21 protein-coding genes are annotated in these 19664 nt (G+C 72.3%); 4 read left to right on the forward strand and 17 right to left on the reverse strand.

The genetic code is table 11. The annotated features are described in order from the left end of the window. The first annotated feature begins 35 nt into the window (after positions 1 to 35). A complete protein-coding gene (locus tag DEJ13_RS16990; RefSeq protein ID WP_056121208.1) occupies positions 36 to 872 on the forward strand; it encodes a class II fructose-bisphosphate aldolase in 837 nt (278 codons plus the stop codon). Between the two features lie 92 nt (positions 873 to 964). Here DEJ13_RS16990 and DEJ13_RS16995 read toward each other — a convergent pair whose 3' ends face one another. The 4 genes from DEJ13_RS16995 to DEJ13_RS17010 form a co-directional block, all read right to left on the reverse strand. Then, a complete protein-coding gene (locus DEJ13_RS16995) occupies positions 965 to 3256 on the reverse strand; it encodes a S8 family serine peptidase (RefSeq protein WP_111106021.1) in 2292 nt (763 codons plus the stop codon). 175 nt (positions 3257 to 3431) lie between these two features. Next, entirely contained in the window at positions 3432 to 4814 is a 1383-nt protein-coding gene (locus DEJ13_RS17000) for an L-serine ammonia-lyase (RefSeq protein WP_111106176.1), read from the reverse strand. Positions 4815 to 4859: 45 nt separating this feature from the next. Beyond that, the gene (locus tag DEJ13_RS17005) at positions 4860 to 5054 is read right to left on the reverse strand and encodes a PspC domain-containing protein (RefSeq protein WP_056121204.1); all 195 of its coding nucleotides are present in this window, start codon (positions 5052 to 5054) and stop codon (positions 4860 to 4862) included. Positions 5055 to 5064: 10 nt separating this feature from the next. After that, complete coding sequence (locus DEJ13_RS17010) at positions 5065 to 6003, reverse strand: NADP-dependent oxidoreductase (RefSeq protein ID WP_235515442.1); 939 nt, start codon at positions 6001 to 6003, stop codon at positions 5065 to 5067. Between the two features lie 79 nt (positions 6004 to 6082). On the opposite strand from DEJ13_RS17010, the gene DEJ13_RS17015 reads away from it, so the two are divergent. Further along, complete coding sequence (locus tag DEJ13_RS17015; RefSeq protein ID WP_111106022.1) at positions 6083 to 6901, forward strand: shikimate 5-dehydrogenase; 819 nt, start codon at positions 6083 to 6085, stop codon at positions 6899 to 6901. 52 nt (positions 6902 to 6953) lie between these two features. On the opposite strand, the gene DEJ13_RS17020 is transcribed toward DEJ13_RS17015, so the two are convergent. Genes DEJ13_RS17020 through DEJ13_RS17030 form a run of 3 tightly spaced genes read right to left on the reverse strand, consistent with a single transcriptional unit; the run spans position 6954 to position 9532 of the window. Then, positions 6954 to 7394 (reverse strand): SRPBCC family protein, encoded by a 441-nt coding sequence (locus DEJ13_RS17020; protein WP_056121607.1) that lies wholly within the window; start codon positions 7392 to 7394, stop codon positions 6954 to 6956. A gap of 5 nt (positions 7395 to 7399) precedes the next feature. Next, a complete protein-coding gene (locus DEJ13_RS17025; RefSeq protein WP_111106023.1) occupies positions 7400 to 8845 on the reverse strand; it encodes a phytoene desaturase family protein in 1446 nt (481 codons plus the stop codon). Positions 8846 to 8854: 9 nt separating this feature from the next. Beyond that, positions 8855 to 9532, reverse strand: a complete 678-nt coding sequence (locus DEJ13_RS17030; RefSeq protein WP_111106024.1) for a hypothetical protein — start codon at positions 9530 to 9532, stop codon at positions 8855 to 8857. 103 nt (positions 9533 to 9635) lie between these two features. On the opposite strand from DEJ13_RS17030, the gene DEJ13_RS17035 reads away from it, so the two are divergent. Further along, positions 9636 to 9911 (forward strand): hypothetical protein, encoded by a 276-nt coding sequence (locus DEJ13_RS17035; RefSeq protein WP_111106025.1) that lies wholly within the window; start codon positions 9636 to 9638, stop codon positions 9909 to 9911. A gap of 8 nt (positions 9912 to 9919) precedes the next feature. Here the strand turns inward: DEJ13_RS17035 and DEJ13_RS17040 are convergent, their stop codons facing one another. The 3 genes from DEJ13_RS17040 to DEJ13_RS17050 all read right to left on the reverse strand — a co-directional run bounded on the left by DEJ13_RS17040 (position 9920) and on the right by DEJ13_RS17050 (position 12569). After that, positions 9920 to 10447 (reverse strand): GNAT family N-acetyltransferase, encoded by a 528-nt coding sequence (locus DEJ13_RS17040; RefSeq protein ID WP_181436938.1) that lies wholly within the window; start codon positions 10445 to 10447, stop codon positions 9920 to 9922. 71 nt (positions 10448 to 10518) lie between these two features. Next, positions 10519 to 11796, reverse strand: a complete 1278-nt coding sequence (locus DEJ13_RS17045) for an ABC transporter permease (protein ID WP_111106027.1) — start codon at positions 11794 to 11796, stop codon at positions 10519 to 10521. Beyond that, positions 11793 to 12569: an ABC transporter ATP-binding protein gene (locus tag DEJ13_RS17050; RefSeq protein WP_258374022.1), complete on the reverse strand. Its 777-nt coding sequence runs from the start codon at positions 12567 to 12569 to the stop codon at positions 11793 to 11795. The genes DEJ13_RS17045 and DEJ13_RS17050 overlap by 4 nt, the downstream gene beginning before the upstream one ends. Before the next feature lie 80 nt (positions 12570 to 12649). On the opposite strand from DEJ13_RS17050, the gene DEJ13_RS17055 reads away from it, so the two are divergent. Next, the gene (locus DEJ13_RS17055; protein ID WP_056121188.1) at positions 12650 to 13279 is read left to right on the forward strand and encodes a TetR/AcrR family transcriptional regulator; all 630 of its coding nucleotides are present in this window, start codon (positions 12650 to 12652) and stop codon (positions 13277 to 13279) included. A gap of 82 nt (positions 13280 to 13361) precedes the next feature. Here the strand turns inward: DEJ13_RS17055 and DEJ13_RS17060 are convergent, their stop codons facing one another. The 7 genes from DEJ13_RS17060 to DEJ13_RS17090 form a co-directional block, all read right to left on the reverse strand. Beyond that, a complete protein-coding gene (locus tag DEJ13_RS17060) occupies positions 13362 to 14372 on the reverse strand; it encodes a glycine betaine ABC transporter substrate-binding protein (protein ID WP_111106028.1) in 1011 nt (336 codons plus the stop codon). After that, the gene (locus DEJ13_RS17065) at positions 14369 to 15145 is read right to left on the reverse strand and encodes an ABC transporter permease (protein WP_111106029.1); all 777 of its coding nucleotides are present in this window, start codon (positions 15143 to 15145) and stop codon (positions 14369 to 14371) included. The genes DEJ13_RS17060 and DEJ13_RS17065 overlap by 4 nt, the downstream gene beginning before the upstream one ends. Further along, positions 15138 to 16397 carry an ABC transporter ATP-binding protein gene (locus tag DEJ13_RS17070; protein ID WP_056121183.1) on the reverse strand — a complete coding sequence of 420 codons (1260 nt, stop codon included), beginning with the start codon at positions 16395 to 16397 and terminating at the stop codon, positions 15138 to 15140. The genes DEJ13_RS17065 and DEJ13_RS17070 overlap by 8 nt, the downstream gene beginning before the upstream one ends. 7 nt (positions 16398 to 16404) lie before the next feature. Then, positions 16405 to 17052, reverse strand: a complete 648-nt coding sequence (locus DEJ13_RS17075) for an ABC transporter permease (protein ID WP_056121178.1) — start codon at positions 17050 to 17052, stop codon at positions 16405 to 16407. Between the two features lie 207 nt (positions 17053 to 17259). After that, entirely contained in the window at positions 17260 to 17979 is a 720-nt protein-coding gene (locus DEJ13_RS17080) for a DinB family protein (protein ID WP_111106030.1), read from the reverse strand. Continuing rightward, positions 17976 to 18587: a DUF6197 family protein gene (locus DEJ13_RS17085; RefSeq protein WP_111106031.1), complete on the reverse strand. Its 612-nt coding sequence runs from the start codon at positions 18585 to 18587 to the stop codon at positions 17976 to 17978. Before DEJ13_RS17085 ends, DEJ13_RS17080 begins: the two co-directional genes overlap by 4 nt. Positions 18588 to 18647: 60 nt before the next feature. Continuing rightward, positions 18648 to 19523: an aminoglycoside phosphotransferase family protein gene (locus DEJ13_RS17090; protein ID WP_111106032.1), complete on the reverse strand. Its 876-nt coding sequence runs from the start codon at positions 19521 to 19523 to the stop codon at positions 18648 to 18650. Positions 19524 to 19664 lie beyond the last annotated feature (141 nt).

Raw genomic sequence — 19664 nt, forward strand, 5'->3', positions numbered from 1 at the left:
CGACCACCGATCCACGACCCCTCCCGGAGCCCCGCATGACGACCGACCTCGCCCTCACCGGACTGCTCGACACCGCGCGCTCCGACCACCGCGGTGTCGGCGCGTTCAACGTCGTGCTGCTCGAGCACGCCGAGGCCATCGTCACGGGCGCCGAACAGGCCGGGCTGCCGGTCATCCTGCAGATCAGCGAGAACTGCGTGCGGTACCACGGCGGCCTGGTCCCGATCACGACCGCGACCCAGGCCATCGCCCGCGCCGCGGACGTCGAGGTCCTCGTCCACCTCGACCACATCGAGGACGCCGACCTCGTCGCCGCGGGCATCGCGCTCGGGGTCGACTCGATCATGTTCGACGGGTCACATCTCGACCACGACCGGAACGTCGCCGCCACCCGCGACCTGGCGGAGGCCTGTCACGCCGCGGGCATCGCGATCGAAGCCGAGCTGGGCGAGGTCGGCGGCAAGGACGGCGTGCACGCTCCGGGCGTCCGGACCGACCCGGAGGAGGCCGCTGCCTTCGTCGAGGCGACTGGCGTCGACGCCCTGGCCGTGGCCGTCGGGACCTCGCACGCGATGCAGACGCGCGAGGCCTCGGTCGACCGTGACCTCGTCGCCCGCCTGCGCGACGCGGTCGCCGTACCGCTCGTCCTGCACGGCTCGTCGGGCCTGTCCGACGACGAGCTCCGCGGCGCGGTGGCCGCGGGGATGACGAAGGTCAACATCTCAACGCACCTGAACGGCCTGTTCACGCGGGCACTCCGCGACGTGCTCGACGAGCGGCCCGACGTGGTGGACCCGCGCCGGTACGTGGGCGCGGGGCGGGACGCGATCGCCGCTGAGACCGCGCGGCTGCTCGAGCTGCTGGCCTCCTGACGCACCAGCGCCGCAGGCCCGGCGCACCAGCGCCACAGGCCCGGCGCACCAGCGCCACTGGCCCCGCGCACCAGCGCCGCAGGCCCGTCGCCTCAGCCCTTCGTGCCCGAGTGCCAGCGCCGCGCGGCCCCCTGCGTCAGCACGAGGTCACCGTCCGTCCGCATCCGGAGCTCCATCCCGGACCCACCGAACCTGCCGGTCCGCGTCGACCACCGAGCGCGGCCGACGGCGTCGTACAGCACGACGTTCCCGTCCGCCTGCATCCGGAGCGCCGCACCCGGGCCACCGGCCACCGTGAACACCGTCCTCGTGCCGATGATGATGCGGAGCTGCCCGTCGACGCGCACGAGCAGTCGGCGCACCCCGGTGGTGTCCCGGATCTCCTGCCCGGCGAGCAGGCTCCCCCCGGCGACCAACCGGTCCCGGGTCGCCGGCACCTGCTGCCAGAGCACCGTGCTGCCGCGCACGAGCTGCACGACGCCGAGGTCCGAGACCTGCAGGGTCGGCGCGTCACCCGCGGACGGCGAGCCCGCACTCCACAGGGTCGCTCCCGAGGTCGCCCGGAGTGCCAGCGTGCCGTCGGTCCCGACGGCCAGGGTGGCACCGGGCGAGCGGGTCGGTGTCGACCACAGCACGCCGCTGCCGCCCCACTCGACGAGCCGACCGTCGGCCTGCACGTCCAGCCAGTACAGGCCGTGCGGCGACCGGATCGAGGTGCCCGACGGCACGGCGGCAGCGGATCCCGTGATCCCGGTGGCCGTGGCACCCGCGGCGGCCGCCGATCCGGCAGGGGTCCCCGAGGCGCAGGCGCTCGCCGGCAGCAGCGCACCGAGCACCGACCACCGCGGTGTCCCGAGTCCGGTCGCCCGGTCGTGTCCCCGCGCCGCGCGGTACAGGCCACTCGTCCCCGTCGTGATGTCGCGGAACGCACCGGGGTTCGCGTAGATCGTCTGGTGCAGGTCGCCGACGCCAGCCGTGCACCCTCGCGCGCCGAGTGCTGCGGCGAGCTGTCCGGCGACCACCGGCGCGGCGAGGCTCGTCCCGCCGCCGTACACGAACCCGTGCGCGGAACCGAGGTAGATGCCCGGTCCCTTCGCCGGGTCGGCCGTCGAGGCGATGTCCGGCACCAGGCGCTGCCGGCCCGACACCCCGACTCCCGTCTGCCACGCCGGTCGCGCGTAGGCCGCCGAGGTGCCGCCGCCGCTCGCGCCGAGGTCGTTCCCCCACGCCGACTCCGTCGTGGACGAGGCGGTCGTCGTCAGTGACGTCCCGCCGACCGCGACGACCGCCGGCGACGATGCCGGGTACGTCACCGAGCGGACGGCGCTCGACGGACCGGTCGGGCAGTCCGCACCGTCGTCCCCCGACGCAGCGAACACCGTGGCACCCGCCGCGACGATGCGGTCGAGCGCGTCGTCGATGGCGGCGCGGGCTCCGGCCGAGGTGAGCGACTCACACGACCCCCACGACACGCTCACCGCCGTGATGCCGGCGCGCTGGACGTCGTCGGCGATCCGGCTGTAGCTGTCGTAGATCCCCTGGAAGGAGTTCGGCGCGACGTAGACGCGCTGCCGTGCCGCGGGCGCGGTCGCGAGCAGCGCCTGCTGGTCGAGCGCCACCTCGGTCTCCCCGCCGGCGCCGTCGAACCGGTGCACATCGGCTCCGTCGATCGCGATCTGGTCGACCGCCGGGACCGGTCGGCCGACCGCGGCGGCGTACGCCACCAGGTCGTTGCGGTCCCACCCCGAGAACTGCACGGTGGCGACGGTGGTCCCGGCCCCGGCGGTCGCGGCGGACGACGAGCCGTAGGCGCGAGCGAGGTCGGCGGGCGCGTAGCCCCCGGGCAGGGCCGAGTGCGCCGCGGCGGGTCGGGTGTCGAGCCCGAGGACGGTCGTCACGGCGTCGCCGAACGATGCGGGCAGGACCGCGTCCGCGGCCGGGTGCATGCCGTCCCCGGTGCCGAGCAGCTGGACGCCGAACAGTGCTTCGGCACGGGCGGCGGTGCCGGTCGCCTCGAGCTCCCACGTGTCGAGGTCGGTCACCGCGAACCCGGCGGCGACGAGTGCGGTGCGGACCGCAGCCCCCCGCTGGGTTGCCGGGGCCACCGCGTCCACGGCGTCTCCGCGTTCGGCCACGCCGGCCTCGGCGGTCGTGATCGGCAGGGCACGCAGGGCCGCCTGGTCGGTCGGCCGCAACACGATCGTCAGGTCCACGGGGGTGTCGGCGGGCGTGCGCCCGTCGGTCGGGTCCGACGGCGTCGGGACGCCGGTGGACCCGAGGGCGGGCGTCGGCAGGGGATCCGCCGAGACGGGAGCGGCGATGCCGACGGCGAGGCTCGCGGCGAGTGCGGTCGCCGCGAGCAGGGCGAGGGGTCGGTACGGCATCGGTCACTCCATGACTCGGGACGGCGCCCGGTCCGTGGGCACCCGCGCCCGCAGCTGGACTGCGAGCCGCCAGCACGGTACCGCGCGCCGGATCGCGGCGTCCCGCCCCCGTTCGGGTCCGACTGGAGGCCCGTCCCACCGCCGCCACACCGCCCACCGTGGATCGTGGGCTGGTTCAGCAGAGCGGGACGTTCACGGCCAGACCGCCCATCGCGGTCTCCTTGTACTTCGTGGACATGTCGGCCCCGGTCTGCCGCATCGTCTCGACGACCTGGTCGAGGGACACGTGGTGCACGCCGTCCCCGCGCAGAGCCATGCGGGCGGCGTTGATCGCCTTGTTCGCCGCGATCGCGTTCCGTTCGATGCAGGGGATCTGCACGAGCCCTCCGATCGGGTCGCACGTCAGGCCGAGGTTGTGCTCCATGGCGATCTCCGCCGCGTTCTCGACCTGTTCCGGGGTCCCGCCGAGCACCTCGGCGAGTCCGGCAGCGGCCATCGACGCCGCGGAACCGACCTCACCCTGGCAGCCGACCTCGGCGCCCGAGATCGAGGCGCGCTCCTTGTAGATCGAACCGATCGCACCCGCGGTGAGCAGGAACCGCACGACCGCGTCGTCGCGGTCGTCGGGGCCGATCGACGGCACGTAGGTGAGCGCGTAGGCCAGGACCGCGGGGATGATGCCCGCGGCGCCGTTGGTCGGGGCCGTGACGACCCGGCCACCCGACGCGTTCTCCTCGTTGACGGCCATCGCGGTCAGGTTGACCCACTCCATCGCGAAGAGCGGGTCGTGGTCGGGGTCGTCCCGCACCAGCTGCTCGTACCAGTTCGCGGCGCGGCGACGGACGTCGAGCCCGCCGGGCAGCGTGCCGACCCGACGGATGCTCCGGTCGACGCAGGACTCCATCACCCGGTGGATGGCGAGCAGGCCCGCACGGACGTCGTCCTCGGACCGTTCGACCCGCTCGTTCGCCAGGGCGATGCCGCTCATCGGCAGGCCGGTCCGGGCGCAGGCCGCCAGCAGTTCGGCGCCGCTCGAGAACGGGTGCGGCACGGCGTCGACCACGGGGATGGCCGCTTCGCTCACCGCCGCGGGGGCGTCGTCGCCGTCGCGCGTGATGAACCCACCGCCCACGGAGTAGTAGGTCTCGACCGCGATCTCGGACCCGCTCGTGTCGAACGCCCGCAGCCGCATCGCGTTCGGGTGCCGCGGCAGCATGGTGAGCGGGTGCTGGACGACGTCGCGCAGGCGGAACGGCACGGTGGTCCCGCCCGACATCCGCAGGACACCGGTGCGCTCGAGCTCGTCGAGCGCGAGCGCCATGGCGTCGGGGTCGACCGTCTCCGGCTGCTCGCCCGCCAGGCCGGCCGCGACGGCACCGAGCGTTCCGTGGCCCTGGCCGGTGGACGCCAGCGAGCCGTACAGGTCGACGCGGATCGTCGCGACGGGCAGCTCCGCGACCTGCGCGGCGAAGGCGACGGCGGCCCGCATCGGCCCCACGGTGTGCGAGCTCGACGGGCCGACACCGATGCTGAAGAGATCGAACACGGAGACCGGCACGTCCGCCACCCTAATCCGTCCGGACGGTCGGTCCCCGATCGTCACTCAGCGTCGGCGACCGCCCTGTGCGGGCATCAGGATCCAGAGGATGACGTAGGCGATCCACAGCGGGCCGGGGAACAGGCTGAGCAGCGCCCAGATGACACGGACGAGGAACCGGGACCAGCCGAGACGGTCGGCGATCCCGGCACACACGCCGGCGAGCAGACGACCGGAACGGGGACGCGTGAGTGACTTCATGGCCCCGACGCTACGGGATCAGGACGATCTTGCCCCGGGTGTGCCCCTGCTCGAGCTGCTCGTAGGCGTCCTGCACGCGATCGAGCGGGTACGTGGCTGCGACGGGCACCTCGATCTCGCCGTCGGCGACCATCCGGGCGAGCGCCCCGAGGATCTCCGGGTCGGCGGTGTCGGTGCTGCCGGAGGTCTTCGCCCCGACCTCGGCCGCCGCCTCGAACGCGATGATCGTCTCGATGCGGTCCGCGGGGATGCCGAGCGCGATGCCCAGGTGGACGTACTCGGCGCCGTGCGTGTCGATCAGGGCGTCGACGCCGTTCGTCGCGAGCTCCTCGATGCGCTGCTGCAGTCCGTCGCCGTACGTCACCGGACGGGCGCGCTTCGACGCGAGCCACTCGTGGTTGGCCTCGGACGCGACGGCGATCACGTCGATGCCCTCGTTCGTGAGCAGCTGCGTGACGAACCCGCCGACGCCGCCCGCGGCGCCGGAGACGACGACCGTCTCCCCCGGCTTCGGGTCGACGGCGCGGACGGCCGCGGCCGCCGTGGTCGCGACGACGTCCAGCCCACCGGCGACCGTCCAGTCGAGCAACCGGGGCTTCTGGACGACCTGCTCCGCCGGCACGGAGACGTACTCCGCCTGGCTCGAGCGCTCCCACGACCAGCCGATGACCTCTTCGCGCTCGTCGACGCCGTCCACGCCCTCGCCGACCGCGACGACGATCCCGGCGAAGTCGGTGCCCTGCCCGGACGGGAGCTTCGTGTCGTCGCCACCGTCGAACAGGCCCTGGCGGATCGCGGCCTCGCCCGGGTTGATGCCGGCGGCGCGGACGCGGACGAGCACGCGCCCGGGTTCGACGGCCGGCACGGGGACGTCGGCCACGTGCAGCACGGAGCGGTCGCCCCACGCGTCGAATCGGACGGCTCGCATGGTCTCAGGAAGATCACTCATCACGCCCGACGGTACCCCTGCTGCGGCCCGACCCCGATGTGGACCGCTCCATCGGCGTGGCCGTGGGAGACTGGCGACCATGCCCATCCTCCACAAGGACATGCAGGTCTGCATCTCGCTCGCGGCCCGACCGAGCAACATCGGCACCCGGTTCCACAACGTCCTGTACGACGAGCTGGGGCTGGACTTCATCTACAAGGCGTTCACCACGACGGACCTGGCGGGCGCCGTCACGGGCATCCGGGCACTCGGGATCCGCGGCTGCTCGGTGTCGATGCCCTTCAAGGAGGCGATCATCCCGCTGGTCGACGTCGTCGAGGACTCGGCGGCCGCTATCCAGTCCGTCAACACCGTGGTGAACGACGACGGCGTGCTCACCGCGTCGAACACCGACTACGAGGCAGTCGCCGCCCTGCTGGCCTCGCACGGCGTCGACACGTCCGCGCGCGTGCTGCTGCGCGGCTCCGGTGGGATGGCGAAGGCGGTCACCGCAGCCTTCCGCGGCGCGGGCTTCGACCACCTGACGGTCGTCGCCCGCAACGCGGACACGGGGCGGGCCCTCGCCGACCAGTACGGCTACGACTGGACGCGCACCGAGGACGAGGCCGGTGACGCCGACCTGCTCGTCAACGTCACGCCCCTCGGGATGGACGGCGACCAGGCGGAGACGCTCGCCTTCGACCAGGCTCGCATCGACGCGGCCCACACGGTCTTCGACGTGGTCGCCTTCCCCTCGGAGACCCCGCTCGTGCGCGCCGGGCGAGCGGCCGACAAGCACGTCATCACGGGTGCCGAGGTCATCGCCCTGCAGGCCGCTCGCCAGTTCGAGCGGTACACGGGCGTCGCCCTGACCGACGACCAGGTGCGGCGCGCGAGCGAGTTCAGCCGCGCTCGGTAGCCGGCCACGGTCCGGACCGGGGGCTCGTCACCAGCTGGCACCGCGCCTCCCGTCAGCGGTCGGCGCGACCCGTCGCGACCCAGCCGAGCCGGCGGAGCGCCTCGCGGTTGCGGACCCAGATGAGCGGCTGCATGAGGAAGCCGGGGACGTACGTCATCGGCCCGCTGACCGCGTCCTCGACCATCGTGACCCGGCACCCGCGCGCATGCGGCTCGACCGTCAGGGCCACGCGTGCCGCGCCGAGCGGCCAGCCCTCGGGCTGGATCACCAGGCTGCGCGGCGGGTCCCACTCCATCGAGGTGGTGACGTCGTCGACCACGAGCGGCCACACACCGAACGAGTGGTGCAGGCGGGTGCCGACGGCCGGCCAGTCCGCCTCCTGCTTGCGCATGCGCGACGCACCCACGACCCACGTGGGGTAGAGCCAGCCGTCGCGGAGCACCGCGAAGACGGCCTCGGGCGAGCAGCGGATGATGCGGACGTTCTTCGCCATGGTGGTCACTCCTCCGGGCGCAGGTCGACGTCCTCGGACAGGCCGAACGTGTGCCGCAGGGCACTGCGCGCCGCGTGCCAGCCTGCCATGCCGTGCACACCGGGCCCGGGAGCCGCAGCTTCGGACGACAGGTACATGCCGCCGCCCATCCGCCACGGGTCGCTCGAGAGCACGGGGCGTTTGACCAGCTGCCAGAAGCTCGCGGCACCGGCGGCGATGTCTCCGCCGACGTAGTTCGGGTTGTACTCGCCCATCTGGACGGCGGTGCGGGAACTCGACGCCAGGACGGTGTCGCGGAAACCCGGGGCGAAGCGCTCGATCTGCCGGGTGACCATCTCGGTCGGGTCGACGTCGGAGCCCGCGGGCACGTGCGCGTACGCCCAGAAGACGTGCCTGCCGGCCGGCGCCCGCGACGGGTCGACGACCGTCGGCTCCGCGCCGAGGACGTAGGGCCGGTCGGCGTGCCGCCCGCGGGCGACCGCTCCCTCGGCCTCCGCGATCTCCTGGCGGGTCCCGCCGATGTGCACGGTGCCCGCCTTCCGGAGCTCGTCGTTGGTCCACGGCACGGCGTCGGACAGCGCGAAGTCCACCTTGGCGGCGGCGTTGCCGAACCGGAACCGGCGGAGTGCACCCCGGCGCGGCGACGGGATCTGGCTGCCGGCGATCCGCAGCATGCCGGGCACGCTCGTGTCGAACAGCACGGCCTTCGCGGGTGTCAGGTCACCGAGCGAGCGGATCTCGCGACCGGTCTCGATCGTGCCCCCGTGCGCGACCAGGTCGGCGGCGAGCGCGTCGACGATCGCCTGGCTGCCGCCGATCGGCACCGGCCAGCCCCGTGCGTGCGCGTAGGAGCCGAGCGACAGGGCCGCGGCGGCGGTCGAGAGCGAGGGGACGTGCTGGATCGAGTGCGCGGCGACGCCGGTCACTATCGCGGGGGCGACGTCCTGGCGGAAGCGTGCGTTCCACGCCCGGCTCCCCTGTTCCAGTGCGCGGAGCCCGAACCGCAGGACCGTGAGCGGGTGGCGCGGGACGTGCAGCAGCGCGTCGGTCGCGAAGTCGGCGACCTGGTCAGCGCTCCGCGACAGCGGGCCCATCAGGGAGCGGAAGGCGGGGCCGTCGAGCCCGAGTCCCGCAGCGGTGCGCTCGAGGTCCTGGTAGGCGATGCCCGCGCGGCCGCCGTCGAGCGGGTGACCGTACTGCACCTCGGGCAGCCGGAGCTCGATGCGGCGTTCCATCTCGAACAGCCGGAAGAACTCGGACTGCAGCGCCATGGGGTGCACGGCGGAGCAGACGTCGTGGTGGAACCCGGGCAGCGTGAGCTCGGCCGTGCGGGCTCCCCCGCCGATCGTGTCGTTGCGCTCGACGACCTGCACCGACAGCCCCGCCCGCGCGAGCGTCACCGCGGCGGCGAGCCCGTTGGGTCCCGCCCCGACCACCACCGCATCGACCATGCCCCGAGCCTACGAGCGGGCGGTGTCCGCACTCGCAGGGTCGGTGCCCTCGTCGGACTCGTCGAGGTCGTCCGGCTCGTCGGTGTCCTCGAGCGCCGCAGGCCCGGACCCGACGGGGTGCTCGGCGAGCAGGGCGGCGAAGTCCTCGGCGAGCATCTCCTGCACGCGCTCGTCACGCCCGATCTCGTAGCCCTCGGTCGGACGCTGCGCCCAGCCGAGCCGCCCGACGACCGTCGTGCCGATGTCGTCCCAGGCGCGGGCCCGGGCGGCCAGCACGATCCGGTCGACGAAGCCCTGGTCGTCCCGCCGCGAGTCGAGCATCTCGGCCAGGCGGTCGTAGGTGGCCTCGCGCATCCGGAGCGCCAGGTCGTCGCCGCGCTTGTAGTCGTGCTGGTGCTTCGAACGGCCCTTCTGCTTGAGGGCCTTCGCGCGGATGTCCCGCATGCGCTCCGCGTCGCCGCGCTGCTCCTCCGCCATCCGGTGCAGTTCTTCGCGCACGGACTCGGCGGCGACGGCGTGGTCGAAGAAGCCCTGGTCACGCAGGGAGTTGGTGATGATGCGGTTCGCCACGGCGATCGTGACGGCCGCCTTCGAGATGAGGAAGCCCTCGTCGACCGCCCGCTTCAGCTCGACCTGGCTGACGGGTCGCTCGGTGGAGTCCTTGCCACGTCGTCCGAACATCGCCATGCCATCGACGATACCGGCGGAGGTCGGCCGTCCGTCCGCAGGTGGACCCGGATCACCGAGGGGAGGGACGACTCGCCGCACCCGCGTCCCTAGCGTGGTGCACATGGTCACCTCCACCACCGCTCCCCGTACCGGCCTCGGCACCGCCAGCCTGGTCCTCGGCATCTGCTCGCTGCTCGCCGGGTGGACCTTCGTCGCGCCGGTCGTGGGACTGGTGCTCGGCATCATGTCCCGTGGCCGCGAGCCCCTGGCCCGCGGTCGCGCGGGGTGGGGCATCCTGCTCAACCTCGTCGCGCTGGCGATCTGGGTCCTGCTCGGGATCGTGTTCCTGGCGTTCGGCACGATGGCCGTCTGGTCCCGCACGACCCAGGGCGGCTGAGCGACGGGTCAGAGCACCAGTCCGTACACGGCGACGTCGACGCGTCGCTCCCCCAGCGGCATGCCACTGCGCAGGGTCCCCTCGTGGGTGAACCCGAGCCGCTCGGCCAGCCCACGGCTGCGCACGTTGTCCGCCGCCGTCCGGATCTCGACCCGGTGCGCGCCCCGCGCCCGCGCGACCTCGACGAGGGCCGATGCCGCGCGCCGGGCGACCCCGCGGCCCTCCAGTCCGGCGTCGACCCAGTACCCGAGCGACGCCTGCCCCAGGTAGGTGTCGAACGCCAGCGACGCCGCGCCGACGATGCGGTCCTGCTCGCGGACGACGCACGGCAGCGACCGGTCCATCGCGTACTGGCCGAGCATGTGCTCCGTGTACCGCTCGGTGCCCGCGAGCGTCTGCGGTCCCCACGCCCACGGTTCGGCGGCCCGCAGACGGTCGAGGTTCGCGAGCACGAGGTCGTGCACCGGACGCACCGTCGTCAGGTCGCGCAGCGTCAGTGTGTACCCGTCACCGAGGTCCCGTCCGTACGCCGCCACGTCCTCGACACTAGGCATGCGCGACGGGCCCCGTCCGGCGTGGAGGGGTCCGTCGCGCGCGGTGGACCGGACTACTCGTAGCGCAGGGCCTCGATCGGGTTCTGGCGTGCCGCGCGGCGTGCGGGCAGTGTGCCGGCCAGGAACGCGATGGCCATCACGACGAGGATGATCGTGATCACCGAGGAGGGTGCGAACTGCAGGATCTGCAGCCCGGGCAGGTCCTTGAGCACGGTCCCGGCGAGCACGTTCGAGATCCCCGTCCCGAGTGCGATCGCCACACCGGCGCCGATCGCGCTCCCGAGGAAGCCGATGAAGACGGCCTCGAGCGAGAAGAGCGTGTAGACCTTGCCGCCGCCCATGCCCATCGCCTTCATGAGCCCGATCTCGCGGGTGCGCTCCTGGACGCTCATCAGCAGCGTGTTGATGATGCCGAACCCGGCCGCGACCAGGGCGATCACCGCGAAGGCGTTGAGGATGCCCACGATGCCGTTGATCACCGTCTGGAACTGGCCGAGCTGGTCCTGGATCGTCTGGCCCGTGTAGCCGTCCTTCGACAGCGCGCTCTTGACGGTGGAGGCCGACGCGCCGGATGCCAGCGTGGCCGAGGCGCTGGCGTACGAGGTCGCGATCGACGACGGCTTGCCGGTCTCCTGCGCGGACTGCATGGCGTCGGTGAGGGCCGCGTTCGCCCCCGCACCGCCGCCGAACAGTGACTCGTTCTGCACGCCGACGACCGTGGCGGTCAGGGTGTGTTCCGTCCCCTGGTAGTCGTCGACCGCGAAGGTCAGCTGCTTGCCGACGGCGGCCTCCGCACTGCCGAGCCCGAGCGACTTCAGGTCGTTGGTCGGCAGGATCACCTGGTTGGCCGACGCGTCGTCGTCGAGCTGCTTCCCCGCGGCCAGGTCGGCCTTGATCTCACCGGCGTTGGCGGTCAGGGCGACGACGTACTTGCCGTTGCCGTCGTACTCGGCGTACTTCGGCGACAGCGCGACGGCCGGGCGGACGTCCGTCACGCCCGAGATCTTCTTGATGGCGTCGACGTCTGACTGGGACAGGTACGCGAACGACGCCGGACCGCGGTTGACGCTCTGGTTGGACTCGTCCGGGTCGTACTTCGCGGGCCCGCCGTCGGTCGACCCGGTGTCGGCGGTCTTGGTGATCGTCAACGTCCCGGTGTCGCCGATGGAGGCCACCTGGGTGTCGATGTAGTTGCCGACGCCCGTGCCGATCGCCGAGGTCAGCGTGATGGTGAACGCGCCGATGAAGATCGCGATGACGGTGAGCGTGGTGCGGAGCTTCGAGCGGAAGGTGTTGCCGACGGCGGTCCGCAGCAGGTCGAGGAAGTTCATGCGGAGTGCCTTCCGTGGTGCTCGGGCTGGCCCGGGGCAGTGGGCGCAGCGGCGGCGGGCGCAGCGGCTGCCGGCGCGGGCGCGCCGTCCTCCGACCCGCCCACGATGAGCCCGTCGCGCACGTTGACGCTCCGATCGCACCGCGCGGCGAGCTCCTCGTCGTGCGTGACGACGACGAGCGTGATCCCCCGCTCGCGCTGCAGGCCGAACAGCAGGTCCTCGACGATCTCGCCCGTGTTCGTGTCGAGGTTGCCGGTGGGCTCGTCGGCGAAGATGACGCTCGGCTCCCCCACCAGTGCCCGGGCGATGACGACGCGCTGCTTCTGTCCGCCGGACAGGTCGTTCGCGTCGCTCCTGGCCTTGTCCGCCAGCCCGAGGGCGTCGAGTGCCGCCATGCCCCGGCGCTTCCGCTCGGCCCCGGAGACGCCGGCGATCTTGAGCGGGAGCACGACGTTGTCGAGCACCGAGGTCTTGGGCGTCAGGAAGAACTGCTGGAACACGAAGCCGAACGTGCTGTTCCGTGTGCGGTTGACCTGGCGGGCACTCAGCGACGCGGCGTCCGCTCCGTCGAGCAGGACCTCGCCCGTCGAGGGCCGGTCGAGCAGCGCCAGCAGGTGCATGAGCGTCGACTTGCCGGACCCGGACTTGCCCACGATCGCCAGGCTCTCGCCCTGGTGCACGGCGAGGGACACCCCCTTCAGTGCATCGAACCGCGTGGAACCGCGGCCGTAGGTCCTCGTGAGGTCTCTGGCCTCGAGCACGGGAGTCGTCATGGACCCACCGTACTGTCCGATGCACGAATGCAAGTTTGCATCTGCTGTAGACAGTGTGACGTTCCGGTTACAGTCGTGCCATGCCCGAGACCGCGCCGACCCCTGCACTCGGTCTCCGTGACCGCAAGCGGATCGAGACGCGGCACCGGATCGCCGAGTCCGCCCGCTCGCTGGCACTCGAGCAGGACATCGACCACACCACGATCGAGCAGATCGCCGCGCGAGCCGACATCTCGCCGCGCACCTTCTTCAACTACTTCGACAGCAAGGAGGACGCGGTCCTCGGGCACACGGAGCTCGACCTGTCGCCGGAGACCCTCGCGGACCACCTGCGCGCCGTCGCCGGGGAGCCCGCAGCGCAGGCCGTGGTGGACCTGGCCTTCCTGGTGTTCGGCGAGACCTTCGGCGACGAGCGCGAGCGCGAGACGCGGAAAGAGGTCCTGGTGCGGTTCCCCCAGCTGATGCGTCGGCAGGTCGCACGGATGACGACCGTCGCCGAGGCGATGACCGGCGCCGTCCGCACGGTGCTCGAGCGGGATCCCGCGTGGGGGCCGGAGGCTGCGACCCCCCAGGCCGCCGAGATGCTGCTCGGGATGGTGATGACCGCGCTCCGGAGTGCCGCCCGGCACGAGGGCACGGACCCGGACGAGGTCCGGGTGACCGTGGCGGCGCTGATCCGCGACACGGCGGCGCGGATCAGCGCGGCCTGAAACCGCACTCCGCAACGGACGGGAGGCGCGGTGCCAGCTGGCACCGCGCCTCCCGTCTGTCTGCTGGTCGGGTCCGGACTCGTCAGCCCTTGCTGATGAAGCCCTCGTCGACCATCCAGTCGAAGGCGACGTCGGCGGGTTCGCGCCCCTCGACGTCGACCTGGCGGTTGAGCTCCTGCAGCACCGCGTCGGTCAGCTTCGGCGAGATCTGGTTGTAGACACCGCGCAGCTGCGGGTACTCCTCGAGCGTCGCACTGTCGAGCACGGGCGCGACGTTGTACGCGGGGAAGAAGCCCTCGTCGTCCTGCAGCACGTCGAGCCCGAGGGACTTGATGCGACCGTCGGTCGTGAAGACCTCGCCGAAGTTGCACCGTCCGCGGTCCGTCGCCGTGTAGACCGTGCCGGTGTCGAGGATGTCGACGTTCCCCTTCGGGATGCCGTTGTCGCCCGAGCCACCCAGCTCGAGCCCGTACTTCTCGAGCATCGGCTTGAAGCCGTCCGCACGCGAGTTGAACTCGGACTCGACGCAGAACGTGCGCTGGTCCTTCGGCAGGTCGCCGATCTGCGACAGCTTCGTGATGCCGCCGAGCTCCTCGACCGCCTCCTTCCGCACCGCGAACGCGTACGTGTTGTTCATCGGTGCGGGCTTCAGCCAGGTCAGGCCGTTGCCGGCGTCCTCCTTGCGGACCGCCTGCCACTGCTCGGTCTTGTCCGGGATGCCCTCCTTGTGGCCCATGTAGGTCAGCCACGCGGTGCCGGTGTACTCGTACGTCATGTCGGCGTCGTGCCCGGTCATGAGCTGGCGGACGGCGACGCTGCCCGGGACGTTCGTCTCGTCGGTGACGTCGAACCCGGCGGCCTTCGCCGCGAGCACGCCGATCTTGCCGAGCACGAGCTGCTCGGTGAAGTTCTTCGACGTGACGGTGATGTGGGCACCCTCGGGCAGGTCGTCGATGCGCTCGATGGAGCCCGGTCCGGCGGCGGGGACGAACGATGCGGCGGGCTGCAGGCCACAGCCGGTCAGCGCCAGGGCGGCGGCACCGGCGACGAGCGTCGCGGCCAGGCGACGGGTCGTGCGTGAGCGGGTCGTCATCGGAGTCCCTTCGGTCGTGCGACGGTCTCGACGATGCGGCCGAGCCAGTCGATGGACAGCGCGAGCAGCGCGATGAGGAGCGCTCCGGACACCAGCACCTTGGGCAGGAACAGGTTCACGCCGGTGGTGATGAGCAGCCCGAGCCCACCGGCGCCGATGAAGGTCGCCAGCGCGGCCGACCCGACCAGCAGCACGAGGGCGGTGCGGATGCCCGCGAGCATGACCGGCACGGCGAGGGGCAGTTCGACCTTCACCAGGACCGAGAAGGCGCTCATGCCCATGCCACGGCCGGCCTCGACCAGGCGGCCGTCGACGCTCTCGATGCCGATGATGGTGTTGCGGAGCACCGGCAGGATCGCGTAGAGCACGAGCGCCACGACGGCGGCCCAGAACGAGAACCCGAGCCAGAACGCGAGCAGGACGACCAGACCGATGGCGGGTGCCGCCTGCCCGAAGTTGGCGATGGCCAGGATGAAGCCGCTGGCCCGGCGCAGCGGTCCGCGGGTCAGCACGATGCCGAGCGGGATCGCGACCACGAGCACGATGACGGTCGACACGATGGTCAGCTGCACGTGCTGCCAGGTGAGCGACAGCAGGCCGGAGGGGTTGAGCGTCGACCGCTCCGTCGCGGTCAGGTCGGCCGTGGCCAGCCAGACGGCGAACGCGGCGAGCACGACCAGGATCGCGACGGGCTGGATGACGAGCGGCTTCCACGACCCGCTGCGCGTGGTCTTGCCGGTGGTGGCGGCCGGTTCCACGAGGACGTCAGTCATCCGCGGACCCCCCGACGGTGGCCGGCGCGGGCATCGTCTCGATCGGGTTGGTGTTCGTGCCGACCGGCGTGTACGCCTGCTCCTCGGCCGCTGCGGCGCGGGACCGGGTGATCGCGTCCATCACGGTCTCGACGGTGATCACGCCGCGGAAGGAGTCACGGCGCCCGGTGACCAGCGCGGCACCGGCGCTCGAGACGAGCATGGTGTCGAGCGCGTCGTTCAGCGTCGCGGCCTCGCCGACCACGGGCAGGTCCGGCTCGATGCCCTCGGGGATGCGGTCGAGGCGCTCGAGCTGACGGCGCGACGGCCACCCGATCGGGCGCTGCCGACGGTCGACGACCACGGCGTGCCCGTGCCCACCGGCCTCGCGCATGCGCTGCAGCACGGCCTTCGCCTCCTCGCCGGGCGAGCAGGTGACGGCGTCGACGACCTCGACGTCGCGCACCCGGTTCAGCGTGAGCTGCTTCAGCCCGGCGCCGGAGCCGATGAAGTTCTCGACGAACTCGTTCGCGGGCTCGGCCAGGATGCGCTCCGGGGTGTCGTACTGCACGATGTGCGCGCCCTCGGAAAAGATCACGATCCAGTCGCCCAGCTTCACGGCCTCGTCGAAGTCGTGCGTGACGATCACGATCGTCTTGTGCAGCTCTTCCTGGATGCGCAGGAGCTCGTCCTGCAGGCGCTGCCGGGTGATCGGGTCGACGGCACCGAAGGGCTCGTCCATCAGCAGCACGGGCGGGTCCGCGGCGAGGGCACGGGCCACGCCCACGCGCTGCTGCTGCCCGCCGGAGAGCTCACGGGGGAAGCGGTCGCGGTAGGTGTCGGGGTCGAGCGACACCAGGTCGAGGAGCTCGTCCACGCGGGCGGCGATCCGGTCCTTGGACCACCCGAGCATCTTCGGGACGATCGCGATGTTCGCCGCGACGGTCATGTGCGGGAAGAGCCCGCCGGCCTGGATCACGTAGCCCATCCGCCGACGGAGCTCGTCGCCGTCGATGGCGGTCACGTCGTCGTCGCCCACCACGATCCGGCCCTCGGTGGGCTCGATCAGGCGGTTGATCATCTTGAGCGTCGTCGTCTTGCCGCAGCCCGAGGGGCCGACGAGCATGACGATCTTGCCGGCCGGGATCTCGAGCGTGATGCCGTCGACGGCGGGCTTCGACTGCCCGGCGTACCGCTTGGTGACGGTGTCGAGCAAGATGCTGCGGCCCGTGACGTCGCCGTCGGCGGCCACGGGTGCGTCGGTGGTGGACATGGGTGCGTCAGTGCTGGACACGGATACCTCGCGAGGTGGTCAGACGGCCGAGGCCGAGGAGGAGCAGGTCGAGGACGAGGGCGAGCAGGACGACACCGACCACACCCACCACGACGGAGTTGAGCGCGTTGGCACCGCCGAGTCGCGACAGGCCGGAGAAGATGAAGCCGCCGAGCCCCGGGCCGAGCGCGTAGGCGGCGACCGCGGCCACGCCCATCACCATCTGCGCGGAGACGCGCACGCCGGTGAGGATGATCGGCCACGCCATCGGCAGTTCGACCTGCACGAGCGTGCGGAACCGACCCATGCCGATGCCGCGGGCCGACTCGACGACGGCAGGGGAGATCTCGCTCAGCCCGACGACCGCGTTGCGCAGGATCGGCAGGGCGGCGAAGAAGGTGATCGTCACCACGGACGGCACGACGCCGAACCCGAGCGGGACGAGCAGCAGGCCGATCACGGCGAACGACGGCAGCGTCAACCCGATGGTCGACACCTCGTTCGCGACGGACCGGAAGCGCGGGCTGCGGTAGACGAGTGCTGCGAGCACCACGGCGATGACGGTGGCGAGCACGGTGCACTGGACGACCAGTGAGAAGTGCTGCCACGACGCGAACCAGATCTGGCTCCATCGCTCCACGACGTACTGGAACACCGGGACGGGCTCCTCTCGGGTCGGCAGTCCTGCCCACGGAACGGGGCACGAACGTCGCCAAAGCTAGCCATCGCACGCGGTAGTTGTACAACCGCAAAGGTCCGGAGCGCGCTCGACGCTGCTCGCGACGATCACGAGAAGCCCAGGTCAGCGGCTGTTGTCCGCAGCAACCCTGGGAGAACGGTAACGATCCGGCTGGGGACCCCGCTACAGCCCAGCGCTCCGCAGGCCCGCCTGTTCCGCGATGCCGACCAGGTGCTCCCGCCAGTCCTGCCACGCAGCGGGCGACCGGTCCGCCAGGTTGCCGTCGCCGTCGCCCGCCAGCCCGTCGAGCATCTCGCGGACGATGTCGACGTGTCCCGCATGCCGTGCAGTCTCGTACGCCATGTGCACCAGGACCCGGTGCAGCGTCACGTCGCGCACTTCCTCCGGCCACCACGGGACGACCCCGCGGGCGTCGAGGTCGAGCGCCGCGATGGTGGCGTCGGCGTGCGCGGCGCTGGCGTGGTGGAAGGCGACGACGTCGGCCACGGTCTCGTCGAGCGTCGCGTACATGTCGGCATCGGGGGCCGCACCCTCGCGCATCCAGGGCGGCAGGTCCGGGAACGGACGCCCGAACACCGCCCCGAAGTACTCCACCTGCACCGATGCCACGTGCTTGACCACGCCGAGGACGTTCGTGCCGGTCGGCGTGACCGGCCACCGAGCCTGGCGCTCCGCGAGCCCGTCGAGCTTGCCGACCAGTGCTGCCCGGTGCTTCTGCAGGTACCGGTGCAGGGTCGACTTCACGGTGGCGGCGTCGGTCACCGGCCGCGTCCCCTCGTCCGACAGCCGGGCGTTCCCGATGCCGGCGAGGGTGTCGCCGTGCACCGCCGACCGCACTGCCGGCACGTCGTCGGGCACGGGGGAGTCGACAGCGGGGCTCATGCTCCCGATCGTGCCACCGTCCGCTCGCGGACGTGCTCCGACTCGGTCACCGCGACGCGTTCCGCCGTCAGCAGGAGTCCGGCGACGTCCGCGGAGGTCCGCGACGGTGCGTCGTTCCAGCTCGTCAGGTCACGCACACGGCCCATCCGGACGTCGGGTGCGGGGCACCAGAGCACCGGTGCGCCCTCGTCGGCTGCCAGCGCGTGCCACACCACGTCGAGGGCGCGCTGCACCGGCTGCGAGTGGACGGCATGCGGGCCCCCTGCGGCGTAGACCACCGCGCCGACCAGGCACGCCCCGACGAGCGGGCGTCCGGCGACGTCCATCGCGGCGGCGCTCGACGCCTTGCGGGTCCGGCCCTTCTCGTCGACGTAGGCGAACCACGCGTGCTGGATCCAGCCGCGTTCGATCACCGCGCGAGCACCGGAGAGCAGGCGCTCGAGGTCGGCGAGCTCGAGCAGCTCGGCTTCGGCACGGCGGACCCGGGCAGCGGCACGGCGGGCCGCGAGACGGTCGAGGAGACCGCGGACGCCGGAGCGGGCGGGCGCGGAGGAGGAGGGAGCGGCGTCGGTGTCGACGTCGTGCTGGACGCGGAACTCGAGGGTCATCAGGCCCCTCCGATCTTCACGTGCACGGATTGGTGTGGAGTGACGATAACCCCGTTCTCGTCACCCGTCGAGAGCCGCTGCCATCCCGCGCACACCGACGGTCCGGAACGCGCGGTCGTCGCTGGTCCACAGGGCCGATGCGATGGACACGGCCCAGCCGCGGGCCCGCATCCGGGTCGCGTCGTCGACCGCGACGCGCTCCAGGAAGACGGCCCGTGCCTCCCGGTCGAGCGTCAGCCAGGCGGTGGCGAGGTCGACGGCGGGGTCGCCGGCCGTGACGTCGCCGAAGTCCACGACCGCCGACAGGCGGTCGCCGTCCGGTCCGGGTTCGACGAGCACGTTGAACGGGTGCAGGTCGCCGTGCACCCAGACGGGAGGCCCGGCGTGCGTCGGTGCGGACGCCGCGGTCCGCCAGAGGGCGGCCAACTCCGGAGCCCGGGGCACGTCCTCCGACCGCAGCCGGTGCAGGACGGCGTCCGTCCGGGTGGCGAGGGGCACCGCGCGGACCGGGTTCACCGGGGCGTCCGACGGCGCCGGGACGTGGAGCAGGCGGACGAACGCGGCGAGCGCCTCGGCCAGGACGACGCCGCCGAGCCGTTCACCCACCACCGTCCCCGGCAGCCAGGGCACGACGCTCCACGACCAGGGGTAGCCGAGCGCCGGACGGCCGGTGCGGACGGGCGCGGGCACGGGGACGACGGCGGCGACCTGCCGGGCCAGCTCGGGGAGCCATCGCTGCTCGTGCTCGACGAGCTCGGCGGCGGCCGAACGGCGGGGGAGTCGGACGGCCAGCGTGTCCCCGAGGCGGACGATCACGTTGTCCCACCCGTTGGCGGCGACCGTGAGCGGCAGCGCGGCGAGGTCGGGGTGCTGGTCGGCCAGGAGCGCGCGCACCAGGGTCGCGTCGACGGTGTGCTCGGCGGCGGGTGTCGGCATCGGGTCAGGGTAGTGCGCGCCCCCGCCCGCCGTCCCCGCGAACGGGGGCGTGCAGATGGTGAGGACTGCTTGGTATTTTCTCAGCATCGGTCGCGTGGGCTCGTTGGGGGGGCTCACGACCCGAGAGCGGCAACGCTCACC

It is taken from the genome of Curtobacterium sp. MCLR17_007 (assembly GCF_003234655.2).
GTDB lineage: Bacteria > Actinomycetota > Actinomycetes > Actinomycetales > Microbacteriaceae > Curtobacterium.